Raw genomic sequence first — 21,877 nt, forward strand, 5'->3', positions numbered from 1 at the left:
TCCGCAGTATGCGAAAGTTGCGGGTCTCAATCATTGTCGGCCCCCTTGGGCAGCACCATGCGGATGTAGAAGACGGATGCGATGAAGAGGGCGATCAGCAGCAGGACACTCATTGCTCCGCCCAAGCCGAAGTTCCAACTGCCGAAGGAGTTCTGATAGATCAACGGCGATATCAGTGTGGCTTCTTTCGGAGACGAAGCACCGAACAGAACGAACGGAATATTGAATTGGTTGAACGTCCAAAGCGACATCACCATGAGGAGTACACCATTAGCCGGGCGGACCATGGGCAATGTGATAGTCCGGAACTGCTGCCAGAGCGAGGCGCCGTCGATCGCTGCTGCCTCGTAGACATCGTGGGGAACGTTCTGGAGGGCCGCCATCAGCATGAGGAACGCGAACGGCCAGAGTTGCCAGACATTCACCACGATCATGGCGCCGAAAGAGTTCTGGCCAAGCAGCCAAAAGGGCCTTTCATCGCCGACGAGACGGAACGTATCCACGAGGATCTGGTTCACTGCGCCGTCGCGCTGGTTGAACATGAAGGCCCAGGCAATGGTTCCAACATAGGCCGGGAGTGCATAGGGAACCAGGAAGAACGTCCGGAGGAGCGCGCGCCCTTTGAAGTTGGAGGAAAGGAAAACTGCTCCCGCCATTCCCAGCACCCAGGAGAAGCCGACAACCATGATGGTATAGAAGAGCGTACGGCCCACGGTGCTGAAGAAGGCCTGTCCTATGGTGCTCTCCGGGTTGAGGCCGTTGATGAAATTCTGCAGGCCCACGAACGGCGCGTTCAGCCAGTTCGTCAGGTTGAGCTGGGTCAGGGAGATAAAGGCGATCCAGATTCCCAGCAGCATGGGGCCGATATGGATCAACAGTTCAAGGATGGCTGCCGGGGCGATCAGGCCATAGGGAAGGAATGAGCGGCGCCGCTTGCGGACGGGTAGGGCGGTGCTGGCCTTGGGCCGGCCGGGTTCAGGATCAAAGGCAGGGGTGCTGCCGGCAGCGGCTGGGCCGCCGTCCAATGCTGAATGGGACATGGGAAACTCCTTTGCCGGAGCAGGGGCGCCGCAGCGAGGCGGCGCCCCTACTCAGTTGGCCTGGTTACTGGGCCGCGGCCATCTGGTTGTTGGCATCCTTGAGAGCTGCCTTGATGTCGTTTTCGGTAACTGTTCCAGTGGCTGCCTTCGCAAAGAGGTTCTTGATGGCGGTTCCGGTGAGGGTCTCCATCTGCCCCTCTTTCGCGATCAGTGGCATCGGCAGGGAGTGGTTGGACAGTGCATCGTTCTTCGCCTTGACTTCCTCAGTTTGGAACGCTGCATCCTTGGATGCGGCCGTGACCACCGGCAGGGAAGAGTAGGCTTTGTTGAGGGCCACTTGTTCTTCATCGCTGGTCAGGAATGCCGCAAGCTTGATGGCATTCGCCTTGTTGTCGCTGTTTTTGAAAACACTGAGGTTGATGCCGGCAACGTGGCTCTGGGTGCCCCTGCCCCCTGTGGCGTCGGCAGTCATCATGGGGATTGGAGCAACGCCCCAGTCCTTGAAGTCGCGGGCGGCGAAGTTCTTCAGCGGGCTTTGGTCGAACATCATGGCGGCCTTGCCGTTGATGAGGTTGTCCACCTTCTGTGCACCCTGGCTGATTTCAGCGTCTGACGGCGACATGACCTTGTCAACGGCCATTAGGTCCACGAATTGCTTGACGCCGGCAACCTGGGGATCGCTGTCGAAGGTTGGCTTGCCATCCTTGTCGAACAGGCTTCCACCGTTTTGGAGGCCCCTCACGAAAGCCTGGTGGGAGTTGGCGGAGACGGATGCCCCGGCCGCCGTGAAGCCCCACTGGTCAGGTTTGCCATCACCGTTGGTGTCCTTGGTGAGCTTCTTGGCGTCGGCAACGAACTCGTCCCAAGTTGTCGGCGCCTTCTCTATGCCGGCTTCCTTGAACATTTTGGTGTTGTAGTACATGTTGTAGGCCAGGCCGTAAAGAGGCACTGAGGTTGGAGTCTTGCCTTCCGCGCCGCCCGTGGACCAGCTGGTCTTCAGGAAGCGGTCCTTTCCGCCAATCGCGTTGAGCAATTCACCTTCTACTGGCTCGAAAGCACCGGTCTCTTGCAGGGTCACTGCCCAAGTGTTGCCAATGTTCAGTACATCGGGGCCGTCGCCGCTGGTGACCGCCGTGAGGATGCGGTTGTAGAGGTCGGTCCAGCTGATCACTTCCAGCTGCACCTTCACGCCGGTCTTTTCCGTGAAGCGGTCCAAGGAGGGTTTCAGTTTGGTTGCCGTGTCATCCAGGCTGTTGCCCTGATCCGAGGCCCAGTAGGTGATGGTGTCGCTGGAAGCCTGGGAGCTTCCGCCGCCTCCACAGCCGCTGAGCCCCAGGGCCAGGGCAACAGTGGCGGCGACCGCCGATATGACTTTCAGGGGGTTTTTCATGATTGCTCCGGTTTTCTCGTCGTCGAGCTGGGGCTGGTGTTGGCCTGAAACTAGGCTGAAAAAGTTGCTTCGGTGGGATCCCAGTCCTCGGGGAGGGCAGGAACCTTGGCGGCAGAACTTTCGACGTCAACAAACGTGCGATTGTCGATTGATTCTGAGATGGAGGCCATGGTGTCAAGGATGTGGAACGCGAGCTCTCCCTGTGCGCGGTGCGGGCGGCCTTCCCGGATCGCCCGCGCCATTTCAAGTACCCCTGTGCCCCGGCTGGCGGTAGAGCCAACCGACGGAACAACGGTCCAATCGTCTGAGCCGAGCTTGCAGATCCTGATGTCGCCATCGAACATGTTGGGGTCCGGAAGTGCGATGGTGGCGTCGGACCCGGTGATCTCAACGAAGCCGGCACGCTTGAGTGGCGAGTCGAAGCTGAAGATGCTCTGTGCGGATTCCCCGGCTTCGAATTCCAGGATCGAGCTGACGTGGGTCGGGACGGTAACCTCAAACTGCTCTCCGGCCTTGGGACCTGAACCAATGACACGGGATTCGCGGGATTTTGACCCAAACGCGGCCACGCGGCGGATGCTGCCGAAAGTCTGGACGAGGGTTGTCAGGTAGTAGGGTCCGATGTCGAACAGGGGCCCTGCGCCGTCCTGGAAAAGGAAAGCCGGGTTGGGGTGCCATGACTCCGGGCCGGGCGACTGCATCAGGGTTAAGGCCGTCAGGGGCGTACCGATGTCCCCCCGCTCGATCATGCGGCGGGCAGTCTGCAGGCCGGCACCAAGGAAAGTGTCAGGTGCGCAGCCGAGCCGAACGCCGGCGGCATCCGCTGCCTTCAGCAGGCCGAGACCGCTCTCGCGGTCCAGTGAGAACGGCTTCTCGCTCCAGACATGCTTCCCTGCATGCACCGCCTGGGTTGCCACTTCCACATGCGCGGCTGGAATGGTCAGGTTGATAACGATTTCCACTTCGGGGTTGCCCAAAACGGCGTCCACCCCTCCGTGATTGGGAATTCCATATTCGGCGGCACGGGTGGCTGCGGCTTCCTCGAACAGGTCGCCGATGGCAACTACACGGACGTCGGGAAAGCTGGTGAGGTTGTCCAGATACTGCTTGCTGATGACGCCGGCACCAATGATGCCGACGCCTACCGGGCCTGAGCCCGAGGGACCAAACGAGGCTCCTGCTGCCTGGCTCATGCATTCACCTTTCCGGCGCTGAGGTAGTTATAGCTGTCACGTACAGCCTCGAACATGTCGCCTTGGAAGTCGTCGAGTTCCACGACGCCGGCTTCGAGCGACCCGGCCGCGGCAAGAACGTCCCAGATGGGCATTTGACCATCTCCAACAGCCAATTGGCTGGAGGGATCCGACGTGACCGGGCCATCCTTGATATGGATGAACTTCACCCGCTGCCCGAGGCGGGCCAGCAGTTCGGTGGGGTTCTGGCCCCCCACAGCCGCCCAGTAGGTGTCCAGTTCCAGGACCACCTCGGGCGAGAGGTGATCAGCAAGGTGTTCAATCGCAGTTTTGCCGTCGATGACTGACTCCACCTCCCACCAATGATTGTGGTAGCCGACTCGAACCCCATAGCCAGCTCCCTTGATGGCAGCTGCATTCAGCTGTTCGGCTGTCGCCTTGATGTCTTCGATGGTGTTCCAACGTTCGATCGGAACGTGGGGGTCGATAACGGTGCCAATGCCCAGCTGCTGTGCTGCGGCAAAAATGGCGTCCTGGTCGTCGGTGAGCAGGGGCGCATGCCCGGACGGAGCGATCAGGTTGTTTTCTGCCAGTGCTTGCTTGAGTTCAGCAGCTTTGGCGACGAATCGGTAGGGCTCCACCATGGTGAAACCAATTTCGGCCAGTCGGCGGATAGTTCCGGCCAGATCCTCTTCAAGGGCCTTCCGGACCGTGTAGAGCTGGATCGAGTATGACACTGTCTCTCCTCGTCGTTTTTGGTTTTAGCCCAGATCGACGCCGCCGATGGTCACCATCGATGGGCCTTATGTGCTGTATCTCACAACCTAGAGGCACTTATGACGACCGTCAAGCAAAAGTTGAAATATTATCGACGTACTTCTGATGGTGTGGCAGGCATAAGGGATACGTGTTATCACTAGGACATGACAGCAACATCTGGAAATGACCACGGCCAGGACTCCGTTGCGCTTGACGTCGGCAGCCTGTCGCGCGCCGGCGACCTCTTCCAGCTGCTGCGTGACGGCCAGGCCCGCACCCGCGCCGAGCTTGCCCTGAGTACGGGGCTGGCCCGGTCAACCGTGGCCTCGCGGATCGACGCGCTGATGCTGTCAGGCCTCGTCGGCCCCGCCGGCGAGGCGCTCTCCAGCGGCGGCAGGCCGCCGTCGCGCTTTGCCTTCAACCCAGCCGCCCGCCTGGTGCTGGCCGTGGACGTGGGCGCCACCCATGTCATCGTTGCGGTCACGGACCTCGGCGGCAACATCCTGGCCGAACACCGGCTGGCTCAGCAGGTGGCCGACGGCCCGGAAGCGGTCCTGGACCAGGTGGTGGCGCAGGGCAAGGAACTGCTGGCGTCCACCGGACGAAGCGTGGCGGAACTCGCCGGGATCGGAATCGGCCTGCCCGGACCCGTGGAACACGACACGGGCAAGCCCGTTAAGCCGCCCATCATGCCGGGCTGGGACGGGTTCGATGTGGTCAGCTACGTTCAGCGGTCGCTGCCCGTGCACGTGCTGGTGGACAACGACGTGAACATCATGGCGTTGGGGGAGCAGTCCGCCCACTGGCCCGAACACAACAACTTCTTCTTCGTGAAGGTGGCTACCGGTATCGGCTCCGGCATCATCAGCAACGGGGAACTGCAGCGCGGCGCCAACGGCACGGCAGGCGACCTGGGGCACGTCCAGGTGGCGCGCGGCGCGGACGTCCTGTGTGCCTGTGGAAACTACGGGTGCCTGGAAGCGCTGGCGTCAGGTCCCGCCGTCGTGCGTTCCCTCCGGGACCAGGGGCTGGACGTGGCGAAGGGCGCGGATGTGCTCCGGCTGGCCGCAGACGGCAACCTCCAGGCCATCCAGGCACTGCGCCAGGCCGGCCGGGACATCGGCGAGGTATTGGCCACCGTGGTCAACCTGCTCAACCCGTCCGTCATTGTGGTGGGCGGCAGCGTCGGCGAGACGGGGGAGCACCTGGTCGCCGGCATCCGCGAGGTGGTCTACCGGCGCTCGCCGCCGCTGGCCACCTCGCACCTGCGCATCAACGGCTCGCGCGCCGGCAGCCAGGCAGCAGTCCTGGGCGCCAGCAAACTGGTCACCCAGTACGTCCTCTCGCCGGCTGTCATCGAAGCAACGCTGGCAGGCGCCTTCGCGGGGTAGGACCGGAAGTCCCGGCCCTACCCCGGTACGTACCTTAGGCGTCCGCCTCGGGCTCAGGCGCTTCGGTCAGGATCAGGGCAGTTCCGCCGTAGGCGGGCAGCTCCAGGAAGAAGCTGTGCAGGTCATCCACCTGCCCCACGGTCTCGCCGCTGAACAGATCCTTGACGTTGGCGCCGGAGGGCAGCTCATTGGACTGGATGCTGCCGGCGATGTCCTGGCCGGAGAAGTTGAGCGCGGTGACCTGGAGGGTGCCGTCCGTCAGCCTGTTGACCAGCACCAGTGCGCTGCGGTTGGAAACGTCCGGGACATCGAGCAAGGTCCCGGTGGCGATGCCGTTCTCTTCCCGCACGGTGAGGATCCGCTGCAGCCGGCGCGCGAACGACTCGGGGTCCTTCAGCTGGTCCGGCAGGGAGCCATAGAGGCTGCGCGCCCGCGGCATCCCTGAGGAGGAGGTGATTGCGTCCGGGCTGGTGCCCATGAGGTCGTGGGCGCCGCGGTTGATCCAGCGGGTATCGCCCTGCGAGGTCAGTTCCCGTACGCTGCTCCGGTCCAGCGCCAGGATTCCCATGAGGTCCCAGCCGGACAGGGCAAAGACGCCGGGCTGCAAGGCGTTGTACATGGCCAGGAGCAGATGGACGTCCCGGATCAGTGCTTCCTGTTCCGCGGTGGTGGCGGACGGGTCCTTGATGCCCAGCGCAGCCATGATGAAGCTGACCGAGGTGCAGGCAATGCCGTTGGTGGTGAAGACGGCGTTGTATGGCGCGTTCTCGCCGGTCAGCCGCTCGCGCATGGTCTGCTGGATCTGTTCGGCCAGCTGGGCGCCGGTGAGTTCCTCGCCGTTGAGCTCGAACATCTCGTCCCGGTGCCCCGCGGCGAAGTGCAGGAGCTCGTAGGTGAGTTCGTCGTGGTTCTGCAGTGCGTGCACCAGGGAGGCCTGGTCCACGCCGATTTCCTGCGACAGGCGGAGGGTCAGCCGCAGGAACTCGGTATCGGCCGTGACCAGGGCGTAATGGTACGCAGGCCGGGTAATGAAGTCGTAGGACAGGTCCGGGCCTGCTTCGGAGGTTGCCTTGATGTCATCAATGGTCAGGTTCAGCTCCTGGAAGGAGAACCCGCCAACTTTGCGGATCATGGACCCGATGAGCTGGTTGGCGGCCTCGGACAGCGGGTGTCCTTCGGACCATCCGGGCTGCTCCTCGGCGCTCTTCTCCACCCCGAGGAACCCGTTGGCATCCAGGCGCAGCGCCCCGGTGCCCAGGTCCACCAGCGAATGCAGGGCATCGCCCACCACCAGCCGCATTCCCGCGAAGGTGGGATCCAGCCAGTTGATGGAGGGCTGGCCTGCCTTGAAGTAGTGCAGGTAGACCCAGCGGCGGGTCTTCCCGGCCGTGTCCACGATCGGCCTGGTAGCGCTCCAGTTGGTTTCCTTCACCCCGGGTTCGTAGAAGATGACCCGCTGCAGCCGGCCGATGATGTAGCCGGCCTTCTGCAGTGCCTGCTCCGAGTCGAGGCTAAGGTTGACCGAGTCGGCCCCCTCGGGGACGTCCGGGAGCAGGTGCCAGTCGTCTTCCGGGATGTCCACCATGTGGTAGATGCCGGGGTAGTCCCGGAAATTCATTTCGGCCAGGCGGAAGTCCGCGCCCTTGCCGGTGTGGCCCGGGACGATGTCGTCGATGACCGTGCCGTCATGCTCAGCGGCCACCTCGCACATGCGGCGGAACTCCTCCTCTGTGCCGAAGACCGGGTCGATCGCCATGCTGATTCGGTCGAAGTGCCCGTCCACGCTGGGAGTGTGGGACCAGCCGCTGATGCCGCCGGCGAGCTTCACGGGTCCGGTGTGGATGCCGCGGATGCCGATTTCACGGAACGCCTTCCACATGGCCGGATCGCCCAGGGCGGAAAGGAAAGACTGGCCCGTGGGGGTGATGAAGGACAACGGGTAGGCGGTGAACCATACGGAGGCACGTTCGACGGCGGCCCGCGGGTTGGGATGGGCATAGGAGTTTTGCCACATGCTCGCCTGGCCGGACAGCTGCCGGGCCAACGTATTCGCGTCCCCGAGCATGGCCTGGTTGCGGAGCCAGTCCACGTAGGCCGCGTTCCGCCCGTCGAACTCGAAGGACGGCCTGCTGCCTACGAACTGGCGCCGGCGCGCGATGGGCCGCAGCGCCTTTGGCCTGGCTGCAAAGAACTGCTCGTCGAAATTGACGTCCAGTTCCGCCGTCGGCTCCGCAGCGCCCGCTTCCACTTCCCCGTTGCCTGCGGCTGCATCCGCTTCCGAAGTGTTCCCGCTGGTGCCCGGCTCCCGCATAAGCTCCTCTTTCCATTGCTCGTTTCCGTGCTGGCATGGATGCTCAAAAGACCCCTTGCCCAAGGAAAGGTACCCAGGGCAACAGGGAGTATTCGGCGTTCCCTCTCCCGATGCTACTGCGCAGCGGGGCCGGTGGAAGGGACAAACGTGCCCGGGCCAAGGGATGCTTTGCCCGATCTCCCGGCCAATCTGCTGGGGGAGGGCGGCTGAAAGCAGGGGGTCCTTGCCTACCTACGCCGGTCCCGTACCGCGAATCCCCCTTTCCCCCTTGTTTCGCCGAGTTTGCCCACTAAGCCCGCCGCCGGTCGTATTCTTAGAACAAAGGTTTTGCAGTGGGCCGGAGTGCTGATAGCAGGGCTGGAGCATGGCCGCTGAACCCACGGGGCAGGTTGGCTGGGGACCGCTTCCAGTTACCCCGGAGCCGGTTTTCGACAGCAAGGACGTTGAAGACTACCTCCGGGATGTGACCCGCGATTTCATGGCGGGCATCAAAGGTGAGCGCCGCAGCATCAGCTGGGCGGCCACCCTCTTCCGCCTGGGCAAGGCGCACACCCTTGCGGCCAGCACTGAGCAGGCACTTGAGGCGGACCGCGAACAATGCTCGTTTGCCGATGGGCCGGTCATGGAAGCCATGCGTACCGGGGAGTTCGTCCTGGTGTCGGACCTGAGCCGGGACCGCCGTTGGCCGGGGTATTCCAGCGCCGCCGCCGGCCACGGCGTGCAGTCCCTCCTCTCTGTCCCCATCCTCACCGAAGGCGGGACCAGTGCCGGCATCAACCTTTACGCGCCGTCCCCGCATACCTTCACCAGCGATGACCTGGTGCTCAGCCAAAGCTATGCGCGTGAGGTGGCGCGTGCCCTCCGGGTTGTGGTCCGGGTGGCTGAGCGTGCGGAAGCGACGGCGGGCCTCGCCGTCGTCCAAAGCTCCCTGGTCCTGGTGGACCTCGCTGTGCGCAGCCTGATGAACGAATACGGCCTCACCCGGGAGGGCGCGCTGCGGTTCCTGCAGACGCAGGCGATGCACCACGAGCTGGATCTCCGGGACGCGGCATTGAACGTTGTGGCCCCCACGGGGATGGGCCCAGGGGCCGGGCAGCCTTCGGGGCTGCGGCAGGAAACGTACGACGGCGTGGCGGAGCTCCCGCGGCCGTCGTCGGCGGGGCGGGACTTTCCAACCGGAACGTCGCCCCGCAAGAACGCTGCGGCGGGGAAGGAACCCCCGCCCGCTGCGGAAGGGAGGACAGCATGACCATCGGGAAACAGGAACTGCGCTCCATCGCGGACGGACCGGGCAGGCACCCCTGGCACCGGTTTGTAGCCCTGGGAGACTCCTACACGGAAGGGGTTGGCGACCCCGAACCGGACAGCCTGGGCGGGCTTCGGGGCTGGGCTGACCGGGTGGCGGAGGAGCTGGCCGACAGCCAGCCGGACTTCGCCTATGCCAACCTGGCCATCCGCGGCATGCTGCTGCGGCAGATCCTCGACGGGCAGCTGGAACAGGCCCTGGAGCTGAAGCCCGACCTGATCGCCATGTCCGGCGGTGGCAACGACATCGTGTTCCGCCGCGGCGACCCGGACAAGCTGGCGGAAAAGATTGATGAGGCCGTGGGGGTCCTGGCTGCCACGGGCGCCACAGTGCTGCTGTATGCCGGTCCGGACTGGGGGAACACTCCGGTGTTCGGCAAGGTCCGCGGCCGTGTGGCGATCTACAACGAGCATCTCCACAGGATCGGGGCCCGGCACCACGCCATCATGGTTGACCTTTGGTGCCTCCCGGAACTGCAGCATGCGCTGATGTGGGACCCTGACCGGCTGCACTTGTCCCCGCTGGGCCACCACTCGGTGGCCGTGGCCACCCTCACCGCCCTGGGCGTACCGCACACGCTCAAGCCGTCCCAGCCCCGGCCACTTCCCGTCCACGGGTGGACGCAGGCCCGGGCCGAAGACCTGGTCTGGGCGAAGCAGTACTTCGTACCGTGGGTGCTGAAACAGATGCGGCCCCACCAGATGAATGGACTGGCAGCGAAGCGGCCGCTGCCGGGCCCGGTGTTCGGCGCTGGCCGTCCCGGTCCCTTCCCGCCCGGCCATCCGGCCGTCGGGACGTCCGTGCCCGGCGCCACCACCTATGTGGTGCCTGGAACGGATCCGGAACTGGGAACCGGCAGCGCGGCTTAGCGCTTCCTGGGGGAACGCTTCGCCGCGGCCTTCATGGCGGCCTTGGCCGCGGGCGGCAGTACGCCCTGCTCCGTTTCGGGTTCGGCCACCGTTCCGCGTGCCTTCGCGATGGCCTTCATGCCGTGGTAGATCACCAGGGCGGCAGCCGAACCCAGGGCAATGCCCGTGAACTTCAGGTCGCCGATGGTCCAGGTGTAGTCCGCGATGCCGATGATCAGGGCCACCGCGGCAGTGGTCAGGTTGACCGGGTTGGAGAAGTTCACCTTGTTCTGAACCCAGATCTTCACGCCCAGGATGCCGATCATGCCGTACAGCATGGTGGCCGCGCCGCCCAGCACGCCTGCCGGGACGGTGGCGATCAGCTCGCCGAACTTCGGTGAGAAGCTGAGCAGGATGGCGAACATGCCCGCCACCCAGTAAGCCGCCGTCGAATACACCTTGGTGGCAGCCATGACGCCGATGTTCTCCGCATACGTGGTGGTGCCGGACCCGCCGCCCAGGCCGGCCAGGACCGTGGCGGCGCCGTCGGCCATCAGCGCGCGCCCGGAGACGCCGTCGAGGTTCTGGCCTGTCATGGCGGCCACGGACTTCACGTGGCCGATGTTCTCTGCCACGAGCACCAGGACCACCGGGACAAACAGGCCCAGGACGCCGATGTGGAACTCCGGGGTCTGGAAATGGGGCAGGCCCACCCAGGTTGCGGCGTCCATCTTGTCGTACTTCACTTCGCCGCGGAGCATGGCCACCAGGTAGCCCACCACCACGCCCACCAGGATGCTCAACCGGCCCAGGATCCCGCGGAACAGGACGCTGACCAGGATGATGGTGACCAGTGTGATCAGGGCCGTGATCGGGGCGGCGTCGAAATTCTGCTTGGCGGCGGGGGCCAGGTTCAGGCCGATCAGGGCCACGATCGCCCCGGTGACGATGGGCGGCATCAGCCGGTTGATCCAGCCGGCGCCAAACTTCTGCACCACGGCACCCACCAGGGCCAGGGTGGCACCGGCCAGCACCACGCCGCCCAGGGCACCGGGGATGCCGAACTGCGCCTGTGAAGCCGTGATGGGGGCGATGAACGCGAAGCTCGAGCCCAGGTAGCTGGGCACCCGGCCCTTAGTGATTACCAGGAACAGCAGCGTGCCGATCCCGGAGAAGAACAGCGTGGTGGCGGGCGGCATCCCGGTGATGATGGGAACCAGGAAGGTGGCGCCGAACATGGCCACCACATGCTGCATCCCGACGCCGATGGTGAGGGGCCACGCCAACCGCTCATCCGGGGCCACCACCTGGCCGGGCTTGATGGTTTTGCCGGTGCCGTGCAGCTTCCATTTGATTCCGAGCATGCTCATGGGAAGGAATGCCTTTCAAGGGGGTGCCGCGAGGGGGCAAAGAATAACTTGCTCCAGAATACCGCCAAGTATTTGCGGCCGTCCGCTGTGGCCAACGTCACCGGCCGTCACGGGAAGAGGAGGAAAGCACTTGAAGTTGCAACTATGGAAAGCATCAGATGCCACCCCGGCAGGCGGGCGGCGCAGCGAAAGGTAAGCCATTGACCATTGCCCATGAAGAAGCGGTTATCGATTCGGCAGCCGTGGACGCCATCTTCGCCCAGGCCCGCACCGCCAACTCCTTCACCGGCGAGGTGACCGAGGAACAGGCCCAGGCCATCTACGAGCTCACCAAGTTCGGCCCCACCGCCTTCAACTCCCAGCCGCTCCGCGTCACCTACGTCCGCTCGTCCGAGGCCCGCGCCACCCTGGTGGACGCCCTGTCCCGCGGCAACCAGGCCAAGACGGCCTCGGCTCCGCTCGTGGCCATCCTCAGCTACGACACCGACTGGGCCGGGAAGTGGGAAGACTTCCTCCCCGGCTACAACGCCCCCAAGGCCATGTACGACGCCGACCCGGCACTCGCCGCCGCCACGGGCAACAACAACGCCCACCTGCAGGCCGGCTACTTCATCCTGGCCGTACGCTCGCTCGGTTTCGCCGCCGGCCCCATGACCGGCGCTGACTTTGCCGCGATCGATGCCGCCTTCTTCCCCGCCGGAGACCAGAAGAGCTTCCTGGTGGTCAACATCGGCCAGCCCGGTACCGACGCCTGGGGTGAGGCAAAGCCCAAGTTCTCCTATGACGAGGCCGTCCGCACCGTCTAACGCTTCCCCTGATGCTCCATCACTTACGGTCCCTATTCGCCTGAATGGGAACCATAAGTGATGGAGCATCTGTGCTTAAAGCCGGCGGGTGGGAGACTGGGCGTATGTCCGTGCGGAACCTCATCTTTGTGGCCTTCGTGGAACCGGTGGCTGCCGGCCAGGTTTTTCCGCGGGCGGAGTGGCCGCTGCACATCACCCTGGTGAGGTTCGACGCCGCCACCACAGATGGTGCCGACGTCGCCGACAGTATCGCCGGGTTCGCTGCGCCCCATGCCGAAGCGGCCCTTGGAGCCCCGCTGGTGGTGGGAGAGGACGCGGGGTTCGGGCGCAACGGCTCCGTCCCGGTCAACCTCATCAGGCCGCAACCGGACCTCCAAAGGCTGCATGAGAATCTCGTCGAGGCAGTCGGCGGCCTCGGCGTCAGGATCCTGACGCCGGCGCACACCCGCGCGGGATACCGGCCCCATGTTTCACACCATGGCAGCAAGCGCCTCCACCCGGGCGACGCCGTCGTGCTTGACCGCGTCGCCCTGGTGGATATGGCTCCCGGCGGGGACCACACCACCAGGCGTGTCCTCCGGCTCTGGAGCCAAGAGTTCCCGGAGCGGGGCTAGGCGATGACGCTGTCCACCAGTGCCTTGGCCTCCGCCTGCACCTGCTTCAGGTGCTCCTCGCCCTTGAAGGACTCGGCGTAGATCTTGTACACGTCCTCGGTGCCGGAGGGGCGGGCCGCGAACCAGGCGTTCTCGGTGACCACCTTCAGGCCGCCGATGGCCGCGCCGTTCCCGGGGGCCTCGGTCAGCTTGGCGGTGATCGTCTCGCCGGCCAGTTCCGTGGCCGTGACATCCGCAGCGGAGAGCTTGCCCAGCTTCGACTTCTGCTCCCGGGTGGCGGCGGCATCGATCCGCGCGTAGACGGGGGCGCCGAACTGGTCCGTCAGCCCCTTGTACAGCTGGGACGGGGAGTTGCCGGTGACCGCTGTGATCTCCGAGGCCAGCAGTGCCAGCAGGATGCCGTCCTTGTCCGTGGTCCAGACGCTGCCGTCCAGCTTGTTGAAGGAGGCACCGGCGGATTCCTCGCCGCCGAATGCGCCTTCACCGGAGAGCAGGCCGGGCACGAACCACTTGAAGCCAACGGGAACCTCCACGAGCTTGCGGCCCAGACTCTCGGCCACGCGGTCGATGATTGAGGAGGACACCAGGGTCTTGCCGATCACCGAGGCAGGGTTCCAGCCGCTGCGGTTGCGGTAGAGGTAGTCGATGGCGACGGCAAGGTAGTGGTTGGGGTTCATCAGCCCGCCGTCCGGGGTGACGATGCCGTGGCGGTCAGCGTCGGCGTCGTTGCCGGTGGCCACATCGAAGGCGGGCTGGCCGGAGGCTGCGGCGTCGGACATCCGCTGGATCAGCGAGGCCATGGCCGACGGCGAGGAGCAGTCCATGCGGATCTTCTCGTCCCAGTCCAGGGTCATGAAGGCCCACTGGGGGTCCACGGTCGGGTTCACCACGGTGAGGTCCAGGTGGTGGCGCTCGCCGATTTCGCCCCAGTAGTCCACGGATGCGCCGCCCATGGGGTCGGCTCCGATCCGGACGCCGGCGTTGCGGATGGCGTCCAGGTTCAGGACGGACGGAAGGTCGTCCACGTAGCTGCTCAGGAAGTCGAACTTGCCGGTGGTGTCTGCGGCCTGGGCATCAGCCAGCGGGATCCGCTTCACGCCGCGCAGGCCGTTTTCCAGCAGTTCGTTGGCCCGGTTGGCGATCCACCCGGTGGCGTCCGAGTCCGCCGGGCCGCCGTGCGGGGGGTTGTACTTGAAGCCGCCGTCGCCTGGCGGGTTGTGGCTGGGGGTCACCACGATGCCGTCGGCCTGCGGGGCTCCCGGCGCCGCCTTCCGGTTGTAGGTCAGGATGGCGTGGCTCAGGGCGGGGGTGGGAGTGTAGCCGTGCCTGGCGTCGACCAGGACCTGGACGCCGTTGGCGGCGAGCACCTCCAGGGCGGAGTTCTGTGCGGGCTCGCTCAGTGCGTGGGTGTCCTTGGCCAGGAACAGGGGGCCGGTGACGCCCTGCGCGGCCCGGTATTCAACGATTGCCTGGGTGATGGCCACGATGTGCTGTTCGTTAAACGACGCCTTGAGGCTGGATCCCCGGTGCCCCGAGGTGCCAAACACCACGCGCTGGCCGGGATCACCCAGGTCCGGCGCAATGTCGTAATACGCGTCAAGGAGCGCAGTGATGTCAACAAGGTCCTGGGGTTGGGCAACTGTGCCCGCGCGGCTAGCCATGGCTCCAGCATGCCAGAACCTGGCAGGAGTCCAAACGACCCGCCCAAAATCCGGACCCTGTGACACGCAATGACGCCATCAACCAAGTAGTCCACCTGAGTACCCGGCCGGAAAGTACCTATATACCCGGCCTTTGGCGCCCTGCTACCTTTCAAAAAATTCCAGGAAAACAACCGAAAGAAACGGACGACGGCGGGCCGCCGCCGTCGTCCGTCCGGCAAGGAAACGGGGACGTCCAATGGGGGCAGGAGACGGGGCAGCTGAGCAGTCCAGGCTGGCTGCCGAGCGCGTTGCGAGGCTGAAGCGCCAACTCGACCAGGCGGAGCGTTCCACGAAGGCGTGGGACGCCGGCGCGGTAGGCGAGCGGGTGGTGGCCGAGAAGCTCAGCGAACTGGTCCCACGCGGCTGGTACGTGCTCCACGACGTCCACTGGCCTGGGCGCCCCAAAGCGAACCTTGACCACGTCCTGGTGGGCCCAGGCGGTGTTGTGGTGGTCGATTCAAAGAACTGGACCGGCGAAGTGCGGGTGGCGTCCGGGGTGCTGTGGCAGGGCCGGTTTGCGCGCACCCAGGCCGTCGAAGGCGCCCTGGCCCAGTGTGCTGCCGTGGCCTCGGTCCTGGCTCCGCCGCACCGCCGGTTGGTGCGGCCACTCATCTGCATGTCCGCGCAGCCTGATCTTTTCGGAGTCACGGACTCCGATGTTGCCGTGGCGGGTTCGCAGCGGGTGGTGGGCGCCATCGAGTCGCTGCCGGCCGTGCTCGACCAGCAAACTGTCGTGGGCCTGTACGCGCATCTGGGCCAGCAGCTCACCCATGAGCAGGAGCCAGGCATCACTGCCCTCCGCAGCGTGCGGCCGGGAACCGTGGTGCGCCCCGCAGGAGCATTGCCTCCCGCCGGTCCTGCGGCACGTCCGCGGGAAAATTCCGGATCCGGGGAGGGGACGGGGCGGAGCCAAAGCGTGGCGCGGCACCCCGCGGGCCGCGCCCTTCCCCCGGGAGCGAGGAAGTCAGGACAGCCCATACGACAGAGGGCGGGAACGCGGACAGGGTCGTCGGCAGCACCTGCGCATCGCGGACGGAACGGCAAGGCCCAGCAGCACGGCGGTACCAGCGGAGGGAAGCTTGCCCTGCTGGCAGCCTTCGTCATTTTTGCCGTCTATATCCTGCCCTACTTGGGCCGTTAGCCTCCGCCGCACCTCCCGGCAGCAGCCGCCCTTTGGCTGCCGCGCGGACTGCAGCGGTCATCCGGTTGAGCCGGTCTGAATCGAGGGTCCAGGCCTGCCAATAGAGTGCAACATCCTGGTGTTCGGCACCCTCGAGCCGGACCAGGGCGCCGGATTCCAGCTCATCCGTCAGCTGGAGTTCCGGAATCATTCCCCAGCCCAGGCCGGCTTTGACCGCCGCGAGGAACCCCTGGGACGACGGGACGGTGTGAGTGGGAGGGGACTGCCGCAGGGGCTTCCCAGTGAGCAGCTGCTGCTGCAGGTTGTCCTTCGTGTTGAATTTCAAGACGGGCATTGCTGCCCAGTCCACGCCCCCGGAGGCGGAGAATCGTCGGCGCAGCGCGGGGGTGGCCACCGGGGTGTAGCGCATGGAGCCCAGCAGTTCCGCCTTGCACCCGCTGACCGGGACGGGATCCGACGTCACCGCGCCCATGACCTCGCCCTCGCGCAGCAGCTGGCTGCTGTAGCCCTGGTCCTCAACGTGGAGATCGAGGGCAGAGTCATCCCAGCCGGCGGCCTGGTGCAGGACAGGGACAAACCAGGTGGCCAGCGAATCCGCGTTGACGGCCACCGGCAGGTGTGCCCGGGTGGCGCTGCCGGAGCCCAGCGCTGCCGACGTCTCCGCCTCCAGCACCTGCACCTGGCGGGCCATCCGCAGCAGCAGCGCGCCGGCGTCGGTGGCAGAGCAGGGCAACCTCCGGCGCACCAGCACCTGGCCTACCGAAGCTTCGAGGGCCTTGATCCGCTGGCTTACCGCGGAGGGCGTGATCCGGAGCAGGTCCGCGGCTGCCTCAAACGTTCCTTCATCAATAACAGCCACCAAGGCTTTCAGATGCTCCAGGTTCATGAAGCTATTCTAATGCCCGCCAAGAATTCTTAATTTGCCTACAGTCTGGCCGGGAACCTACCGTCATAGCTATGTGGACTGCAGGAATAACGGGAATGCTGACCGGGATGGCGCTGATCGTGGCGATCGGGGCCCAGAACGCCTTCGTGCTCCGCCAGGGCATCCGGCGGGAGCACGTCGGGGCGGTGGTGGCTGTCTGCATGGCCGGCGACGCCCTGTTGATCGTGGCCGGCACGGCGGGCATCGGGGCCCTGGTCACCCGGTTTCCCGAGGCGCTGGAAGTGCTGCGCTGGGCCGGGGCGGCCTACCTGCTGTGGTTCGCGGTACAGTCCTTCATGGCGGCGGCGAAACCCTCGGCCCTGGCGGAACAGGCTCCCAGGTCGAAGAATTCGGTGATTGCCACTACGGCGGCCCTGACCTTCCTGAACCCGCATGTCTACCTGGACACCGTGGTGCTGGTGGGCAGCCTTGCCAACCAGCAGGGCCCCGACCTGCGGTGGATCTTCGCCTCAGGCGCCGTCACCGGAAGCGTGGTGTGGTTCTCCGCCCTGGGGTACGGGGCAAGGGCGCTGGCGGGAGTGCTCAGCAGCACCCGCACCTGGCGCTGGATTGATGCCGCCATCGGCGTGCTGATGCTGATCCTGGCGGTCCGCCTGGTCCTGCACTGAAGTAGGCTGGAGCCAGATTTGCAGGGGAGAAACCATGAGTAACCAGCCATCCCAGGGACCTGACTACCGAGGTGACGGTTCGCCGTGGCCCAGCTACCAGCCGCCACCCCAAAATGGGCAGGGGTACAGCCCTGGCCAACCCCAGTACGGCCAGGCGCCGTACAACCAAGCCCAGTACGGACAGCCTCAGTACGGGCAGGCACAGTACTTTGGCCAGCCGTCCTACTATGGCCGGCCGGCGGAAGCGAAGACCTTGAGCATCGCGAGCATGGTCTGCGGCATTGCGTCGGTCCTCATGGGCTGGCTGCTGCTTCCGCAGTTTGCCGCCATCATCACCGGCCACCTGGCCCTCCGGCGCGAACCCTCCGGCAGAGGAATGTCCATCACCGGCCTGGTGCTGGGCTACCTGTGCCTGCTGGGCTACGGAGCCATCTGGCTCCTGCTCATCATCGGCCTGGCCGTCGCCGGCACCGTCGGTTCGAATACCGGCACTTTCTAGCCCCCGCCCGCCGGGGAAAGCGCAGGCCCGGGCGCCTGCGCGGCCTTAGCGCCCGGGCCCGCACCGCCGTCGTACCTTATCCGTTCACCGCAACGGCCGGCACTCTACCCGGATTCTCCGGGTAGATCGTCTGCGCCGGCGCGCGGTTGGTGGCCCTGGCCCACGGGTAGTAGATGGCCAGGGTGACCACGATGCCCACGAGCCAGGAGATGTCCGCGCCGCCCAGCAGTTTGGTCACCGGCCCGGTGTACAGCGCCTGCGCCAGGAACGGGACCTGGATGACGACGCCGATTCCATAGGAAACCAGGGCGGCGACGTTCCAGCGGCCGTAACGCCCGTCCGGGTTGTAGAGGGCGGGGATGTCGAGGCGGTCCCGCGAGATCTTGTAGTAGTCCACCAGGTTGATGACCGACCACGGCGTGAACACCATGAGCAGCAGGAGGACGAAGTTCTTGAACAGGTTCAGGAAATCCTTGCTGGCAAAGAGTGCGATGAGCACGCTGGCGCCAATCACCGCAACGATGAAGGCAATCCGTACAGCCTTGGAGACGGTATCCCTGCGGTTGACGGCCGTGCTGATGGTCACGCCGCACATGAACGCGCCGTAGGCATTGAGGCAGTTCACCGTCAGCTTGCCCGTGACGATCATCAGGTAGACGAAGACGGCGATCAGGCCGCCGCCGGCGAGGTCGCCCATGTAGCCCACCTGGTTCTTCAGGAAGTCCCCGCCCAGCTTTGCGGCGGAGAGGCCGCCGGCCAGGGCGCCCAGGGTCATGGCCCACTGCGCGCCACCCACAGAGCCGGCGAAGGTGTACCAGAAGGTCTTCCGTTCCGAGGTGTCCGCGGGCAGGTAACGGGAGTAGTCGGCAACATAGGGGCCGAAGGTAAGCTGCCAGCCGGCGCCCAGGGCAACGGCGGTGAGGAAGGTGGGCCACTCAAAGCCCTTGACCATCATTACCTGAGTGACGTCGAACTTGGTGGCAACGGCAACCGTCAGGTACAGGAAGCCCGTCAGCCCCAGCACGGTGGCGATTCGGCCCAGTGCGTGGATGTATTTATAGCCCAGGATGGCCAGAAGTGCTGTTGCGGCACCGAAGATGAGGATTCCGACGGCGGGCGCGTCCACTCCCAGCATGAGGTTGATCGCCTGCCCCGAGAGGACGGTGCCGGTGGAGGCGAATCCGACGTACATCAGGATGACCAGCACCAGCGGAATCACGGCCCCGTAGACGCCGAACTGGGCGCGGCTGGAGATCATCTGCGGCAGGCCCAGCTTGGGGCCCTGCGCTGAGTGGAGGGCCATGACGGCGCCGCCCAGCATGTTCCCCACCAGCAGGCCAACAATGGCCCAGAAGGCGTCGGCGCCGAACACTACGGCGAGGGCGCCATCCACAATGGCTGTGATCTGGGCGTTGGCGCCGAACCACAGGGTGAACTGGCCGCGTGGGTGGCCGTGCCGCTCGCCGGGCGGAATCATATCGATCGATCGTGCCTCTACGGCGGTGCTGCCTCCGGCCATGGCCTAACTCCTAGTGATGGAAACGTAGTGTCCATCACACCGGATTTGGCTCTCCGTCTACAGCCGCAACCGCTCCCTGCTGTCCGGGAAACCAGACACCCCGGCGTGTCGCGCAGAAGAGTCCCCTCCGTATGGACTATTCCCCTGCGCCTGACAGGGAGAGTGTTCCATACGCGGGGAGTTTGCCCCCGAGAGAGCGTCAGGCCTGGCGCCTAGCGGAGCAGTTCCACGTCCGAGACAAGCTCGATGTGCGCCAGCATGGCACTCGCGGCCGCCTCCGGATCCTGGACGCGGACGGCATCGGCGATTTTCCGGTGCGACGCCAAGGACTGCTCCGGCCGGCCGGGCTGGCCCAGGGACTCCATCCGGGTTTCCAGGATCATCTCGGCAATGAAGGCCATCAACTGTGCCAGGACAGAGGAGTGTGCCGCCGCGGTGATGGCCTGGTGGAACAGTTCGTCGCCGTGGGTGCCGCGGTCGCCGTCGTTGATTTCCTTGGCCATGAGGTCCAGGGCGTTATCGATGGCGGCGAGGTCCTGATCGGTCCGGCGCTCCGCGGCGAGGGCGGCAAGCTTTACTTCCAGGGTGCTGCGCGCTTCCACGATCTCCGGCAGCCGGCTCTGATGCTCGCGCAGGCCCTTGATGACCGACGCCACGCTGGGCCGCCGGGCCAGGACCGCGCCGGTTCCGTGCTGGACGTCGATGACGCCAAGCACCTCCAAGGCCACCAGGGCCTGTGCCAATGTTGCCCGGGAGACCCCCAGCCTTTCGGCAAGGTCGCGTTCCGCCGGCAGGAGATCCCCGGGGCGAAGCTGGGCCGACTCGATGTAGGCGAGGATCTGTTCCACCAGCTGCTCATACAGCCGTGGACGCGTGACGCGTTCCAGGCCCAGCCGTGCTGTCTTCTCCACAAAGCCCTCCCTTGGGTCGTACGGAACAGAATACCTTCTCGTTCTATTGACAGATAGACTCACTGTCTAAGAGGCTAGTCCAGTGAGCCAGTAACTCACGTCACATTCTTCTTCCCCAACGGAGGACCAACGATGTCCGCTCCTGTCTTATCGATCATCATCCTCGCGGCGATGTTCCTGCTCGCCACTGTCCTGCCCCTCAATATGGGCGCGCTCGCCTTCGTGGGCGCGTTCCTGCTCGGCGCCGTGGTGCTGGGTATGTCCACCAACGAGATCCTGGCCAACTTTCCAGGCGGCCTCTTCCTCACGATCGTCGGCGTCACGTACCTGTTCGCCATCGCGCAGAACAACGGCACCATTGACCTGCTGGTCCGCGGCGCGGTCCGCCTGGTGGGCAGCCGCGTTGCCCTCATCCCGTGGGTCATGTTCGCCATCACCGCCGTCATCACGGCCGTGGGCGCCCTGTCTCCCGCCGCCGTCGCCATTATTGCCCCCATCGCCCTGAGCTTCGCCGGCAAGTACAAGATCAGCCCGCTGCTGATGGGCATGATGGTGATCCACGGGGCGCAGGCGGGCGGCTTCTCGCCCATTGCCGTCTACGGCGTCACTGTCAACGGCATCCTGGCCAAGACCAACCTTGCCTTCAGCCCCACCGCGCTCTTCCTCTCGAGCTTCATCTTCAACCTGGTCATTGCCTTGGTGCTCTTCGTGGTCCTGGGCGGACGGAACCTCCTGTCCTCCAAGGTGGGCCACTTCGTGGAGCAGGCCGCCGAGGCCAGGATGGCCGTCAGCGTCGGCGCCAAGGCCGGCACCGATGTCCCCTTCAAGGGCTTCGGCTCCGGCATGTACGGTCCCCGGGACCCTGCGGGCGACGGCGTCGAAGCCACCAGGGAACGCAAGGAGCGGATTCCCCAGCTGGTCACCATCGCCGGCTTGATTGCCCTGGCCGTCGTGGCACTTGGCTTCAAGATGGACGTCGGCTTCGTGTCCATCACCATCGCCATCGTGCTGGCCCTGGTGTCACCCGCAGCCCAGAAGGGCGCCATCAACAAGATCAGCTGGTCCACCGTGCTGCTGATCTGCGGCATGCTGACCTTCGTGGGCGTGCTGGAGGAAGCCGGCACCATCGAATTCGTCTCCAACGGCGTGGCCGGCATGGGCATGCCGCTGCTGGCAGCCCTCCTCATCTGCTTCATCGGTGCCGTGGTATCCGCTTTTGCCTCCTCCACCGCCATCCTGGCCGCCCTCATCCCCTTGGCCGTTCCGTTCCTCTCCACCGGCGAGATCGGTGCCGTCGGCGTCATCTGCGCACTGGCGGTGTCCGCCACCATCGTGGACGTCTCACCGTTCTCCACCAACGGTGCCCTGGTCCTGGCCAACGCCCCGGAGGGCGTGGACAAGGACCAGTTCTACAAGCGGATCCTCGGGTACAGCGGCATCGTCATCGTGGCCGGCCCCGTCCTGGCATGGCTGGCGCTGGTAGTGCCCGGCTGGCTCTAGCCGCAGCTGCACCCGCCGGCGT

General features: G+C 65.3%; 19 protein-coding genes. 9 read left to right on the forward strand and 10 right to left on the reverse strand.

All coding sequences use genetic code 11. The features are described from left to right. Positions 1–26: 26 nt before the first annotated feature. From FBY36_RS10000 to FBY36_RS10015, 4 genes are all read right to left on the reverse strand, one after another. Positions 27–1,040, reverse strand: a complete 1,014-nt coding sequence (locus FBY36_RS10000; RefSeq protein ID WP_142119014.1) for a carbohydrate ABC transporter permease — start codon at positions 1,038–1,040, stop codon at positions 27–29. Positions 1,041–1,104: 64 nt separating this feature from the next. Then, complete coding sequence (locus tag FBY36_RS10005) at positions 1,105–2,430, reverse strand: ABC transporter substrate-binding protein (protein ID WP_142119016.1); 1,326 nt, start codon at positions 2,428–2,430, stop codon at positions 1,105–1,107. Positions 2,431–2,480: 50 nt separating this feature from the next. Beyond that, positions 2,481–3,623, reverse strand: a complete 1,143-nt coding sequence (locus FBY36_RS10010; RefSeq protein ID WP_142119018.1) for a Gfo/Idh/MocA family protein — start codon at positions 3,621–3,623, stop codon at positions 2,481–2,483. After that, positions 3,620–4,360 (reverse strand): sugar phosphate isomerase/epimerase family protein, encoded by a 741-nt coding sequence (locus tag FBY36_RS10015; protein ID WP_142119019.1) that lies wholly within the window; start codon positions 4,358–4,360, stop codon positions 3,620–3,622. Before FBY36_RS10015 ends, FBY36_RS10010 begins: the two co-directional genes overlap by 4 nt. A 186-nt stretch (positions 4,361–4,546) precedes the next feature. On the opposite strand from FBY36_RS10015, the gene FBY36_RS10020 reads away from it, so the two are divergent. After that, the gene (locus FBY36_RS10020) at positions 4,547–5,773 is read left to right on the forward strand and encodes an ROK family transcriptional regulator (RefSeq protein ID WP_142119021.1); all 1,227 of its coding nucleotides are present in this window, start codon (positions 4,547–4,549) and stop codon (positions 5,771–5,773) included. A 34-nt stretch (positions 5,774–5,807) separates the two neighbouring features. Here the strand turns inward: FBY36_RS10020 and treS are convergent, their stop codons facing one another. After that, positions 5,808–8,084, reverse strand: a complete 2,277-nt coding sequence (gene treS / locus FBY36_RS10025; RefSeq protein ID WP_142119023.1) for a maltose alpha-D-glucosyltransferase — start codon at positions 8,082–8,084, stop codon at positions 5,808–5,810. A 364-nt stretch (positions 8,085–8,448) separates the two neighbouring features. On the opposite strand from treS, the gene FBY36_RS10030 reads away from it, so the two are divergent. Further along, a complete protein-coding gene (locus FBY36_RS10030) occupies positions 8,449–9,333 on the forward strand; it encodes a GAF and ANTAR domain-containing protein (RefSeq protein ID WP_142119025.1) in 885 nt (294 codons plus the stop codon). After that, positions 9,330–10,259: an SGNH/GDSL hydrolase family protein gene (locus FBY36_RS10035; protein WP_142119027.1), complete on the forward strand. Its 930-nt coding sequence runs from the start codon at positions 9,330–9,332 to the stop codon at positions 10,257–10,259. The genes FBY36_RS10030 and FBY36_RS10035 overlap by 4 nt, the downstream gene beginning before the upstream one ends. Here the strand turns inward: FBY36_RS10035 and FBY36_RS10040 are convergent. Further along, positions 10,256–11,608, reverse strand: coding sequence for a uracil-xanthine permease family protein (locus tag FBY36_RS10040; protein ID WP_142119029.1), 1,353 nt, complete (start codon positions 11,606–11,608; stop codon positions 10,256–10,258). The two genes, FBY36_RS10035 and FBY36_RS10040, sit on opposite strands and share 4 nt — an antisense overlap. Positions 11,609–11,808: 200 nt before the next feature. Between FBY36_RS10040 and FBY36_RS10045 the strand changes: the two genes are divergently transcribed. Together FBY36_RS10045 and FBY36_RS10050 are read left to right on the forward strand one after the other, a co-directional pair. Next, a complete protein-coding gene (locus tag FBY36_RS10045; protein ID WP_142119031.1) occupies positions 11,809–12,414 on the forward strand; it encodes a malonic semialdehyde reductase in 606 nt (201 codons plus the stop codon). A 104-nt stretch (positions 12,415–12,518) separates the two neighbouring features. Beyond that, positions 12,519–13,028 (forward strand): 2'-5' RNA ligase family protein, encoded by a 510-nt coding sequence (locus FBY36_RS10050; protein WP_142119033.1) that lies wholly within the window; start codon positions 12,519–12,521, stop codon positions 13,026–13,028. Here the strand turns inward: FBY36_RS10050 and pgm are convergent. Continuing rightward, the gene (gene pgm, locus FBY36_RS10055) at positions 13,025–14,689 is read right to left on the reverse strand and encodes a phosphoglucomutase (alpha-D-glucose-1,6-bisphosphate-dependent) (protein ID WP_142119035.1); all 1,665 of its coding nucleotides are present in this window, start codon (positions 14,687–14,689) and stop codon (positions 13,025–13,027) included. The genes FBY36_RS10050 and pgm overlap by 4 nt on opposite strands. Positions 14,690–14,927: 238 nt before the next feature. Here pgm and FBY36_RS10060 point away from each other — a divergent pair, with 238 nt between their 5' ends. After that, a complete protein-coding gene (locus tag FBY36_RS10060) occupies positions 14,928–15,872 on the forward strand; it encodes a nuclease-related domain-containing protein (protein WP_142119037.1) in 945 nt (314 codons plus the stop codon). Here FBY36_RS10060 and FBY36_RS10065 read toward each other — a convergent pair. Further along, complete coding sequence (locus tag FBY36_RS10065) at positions 15,832–16,758, reverse strand: LysR family transcriptional regulator ArgP (protein WP_142119039.1); 927 nt, start codon at positions 16,756–16,758, stop codon at positions 15,832–15,834. The genes FBY36_RS10060 and FBY36_RS10065 overlap by 41 nt on opposite strands. Before the next feature lie 71 nt (positions 16,759–16,829). Here FBY36_RS10065 and FBY36_RS10070 point away from each other — a divergent pair, with 71 nt between their 5' ends. Together FBY36_RS10070 and FBY36_RS10075 are read left to right on the forward strand one after the other, a co-directional pair. Beyond that, positions 16,830–17,426 carry a LysE/ArgO family amino acid transporter gene (locus FBY36_RS10070; protein ID WP_235008795.1) on the forward strand — a complete coding sequence of 199 codons (597 nt, stop codon included), beginning with the start codon at positions 16,830–16,832 and terminating at the stop codon, positions 17,424–17,426. Positions 17,427–17,460: 34 nt separating this feature from the next. Beyond that, positions 17,461–17,925, forward strand: coding sequence for a DUF4190 domain-containing protein (locus FBY36_RS10075; RefSeq protein WP_142119041.1), 465 nt, complete (start codon positions 17,461–17,463; stop codon positions 17,923–17,925). 76 nt (positions 17,926–18,001) lie between these two features. On the opposite strand, the gene FBY36_RS10080 is transcribed toward FBY36_RS10075, so the two are convergent. Together FBY36_RS10080 and FBY36_RS10085 are read right to left on the reverse strand one after the other, a co-directional pair. Further along, positions 18,002–19,444: a purine-cytosine permease family protein gene (locus FBY36_RS10080; RefSeq protein WP_142119043.1), complete on the reverse strand. Its 1,443-nt coding sequence runs from the start codon at positions 19,442–19,444 to the stop codon at positions 18,002–18,004. A gap of 212 nt (positions 19,445–19,656) precedes the next feature. Next, positions 19,657–20,355, reverse strand: a complete 699-nt coding sequence (locus tag FBY36_RS10085) for a FadR/GntR family transcriptional regulator (protein WP_142119045.1) — start codon at positions 20,353–20,355, stop codon at positions 19,657–19,659. A gap of 132 nt (positions 20,356–20,487) precedes the next feature. Between FBY36_RS10085 and FBY36_RS10090 the strand changes: the two genes are divergently transcribed. Beyond that, positions 20,488–21,855 (forward strand): SLC13 family permease, encoded by a 1,368-nt coding sequence (locus tag FBY36_RS10090; RefSeq protein ID WP_142119047.1) that lies wholly within the window; start codon positions 20,488–20,490, stop codon positions 21,853–21,855. Positions 21,856–21,877: the final 22 nt, after the last annotated feature.

This window comes from Arthrobacter sp. SLBN-122 (genome assembly GCF_006715165.1).
GTDB lineage: Bacteria > Actinomycetota > Actinomycetes > Actinomycetales > Micrococcaceae > Arthrobacter.

What these genes read in the sequence shown, in the direction of transcription:
- FBY36_RS10050 (WP_142119033.1), top strand. Translation starts at nt 12,519, where the DNA reads ATGTCCGTGCGGAACCTCATCTTTGTGGCCTTCGTGGAACCGGTGGCT.
- FBY36_RS10005 (WP_142119016.1), bottom strand. Translation starts at nt 2,430, where the DNA reads ATGAAAAACCCCCTGAAAGTCATATCGGCGGTCGCCGCCACTGTTGCC.
- FBY36_RS10040 (WP_142119029.1), bottom strand. Translation starts at nt 11,608, where the DNA reads ATGAGCATGCTCGGAATCAAATGGAAGCTGCACGGCACCGGCAAAACC.
- FBY36_RS10090 (WP_142119047.1), top strand. Translation starts at nt 20,488, where the DNA reads ATGTCCGCTCCTGTCTTATCGATCATCATCCTCGCGGCGATGTTCCTG.
- treS (WP_142119023.1), bottom strand. Translation starts at nt 8,084, where the DNA reads ATGCGGGAGCCGGGCACCAGCGGGAACACTTCGGAAGCGGATGCAGCC.
- FBY36_RS10020 (WP_142119021.1), top strand. Translation starts at nt 4,547, where the DNA reads ATGACAGCAACATCTGGAAATGACCACGGCCAGGACTCCGTTGCGCTT.
- FBY36_RS10075 (WP_142119041.1), top strand. Translation starts at nt 17,461, where the DNA reads ATGAGTAACCAGCCATCCCAGGGACCTGACTACCGAGGTGACGGTTCG.
- FBY36_RS10065 (WP_142119039.1), bottom strand. Translation starts at nt 16,758, where the DNA reads ATGAACCTGGAGCATCTGAAAGCCTTGGTGGCTGTTATTGATGAAGGA.
- FBY36_RS10035 (WP_142119027.1), top strand. Translation starts at nt 9,330, where the DNA reads ATGACCATCGGGAAACAGGAACTGCGCTCCATCGCGGACGGACCGGGC.
- FBY36_RS10060 (WP_142119037.1), top strand. Translation starts at nt 14,928, where the DNA reads ATGGGGGCAGGAGACGGGGCAGCTGAGCAGTCCAGGCTGGCTGCCGAG.
- pgm (WP_142119035.1), bottom strand. Translation starts at nt 14,689, where the DNA reads ATGGCTAGCCGCGCGGGCACAGTTGCCCAACCCCAGGACCTTGTTGAC.
- FBY36_RS10030 (WP_142119025.1), top strand. Translation starts at nt 8,449, where the DNA reads ATGGCCGCTGAACCCACGGGGCAGGTTGGCTGGGGACCGCTTCCAGTT.
- FBY36_RS10070 (WP_235008795.1), top strand. Translation starts at nt 16,830, where the DNA reads ATGTGGACTGCAGGAATAACGGGAATGCTGACCGGGATGGCGCTGATC.
- FBY36_RS10010 (WP_142119018.1), bottom strand. Translation starts at nt 3,623, where the DNA reads ATGAGCCAGGCAGCAGGAGCCTCGTTTGGTCCCTCGGGCTCAGGCCCG.
- FBY36_RS10000 (WP_142119014.1), bottom strand. Translation starts at nt 1,040, where the DNA reads ATGTCCCATTCAGCATTGGACGGCGGCCCAGCCGCTGCCGGCAGCACC.
- FBY36_RS10080 (WP_142119043.1), bottom strand. Translation starts at nt 19,444, where the DNA reads ATGGCCGGAGGCAGCACCGCCGTAGAGGCACGATCGATCGATATGATT.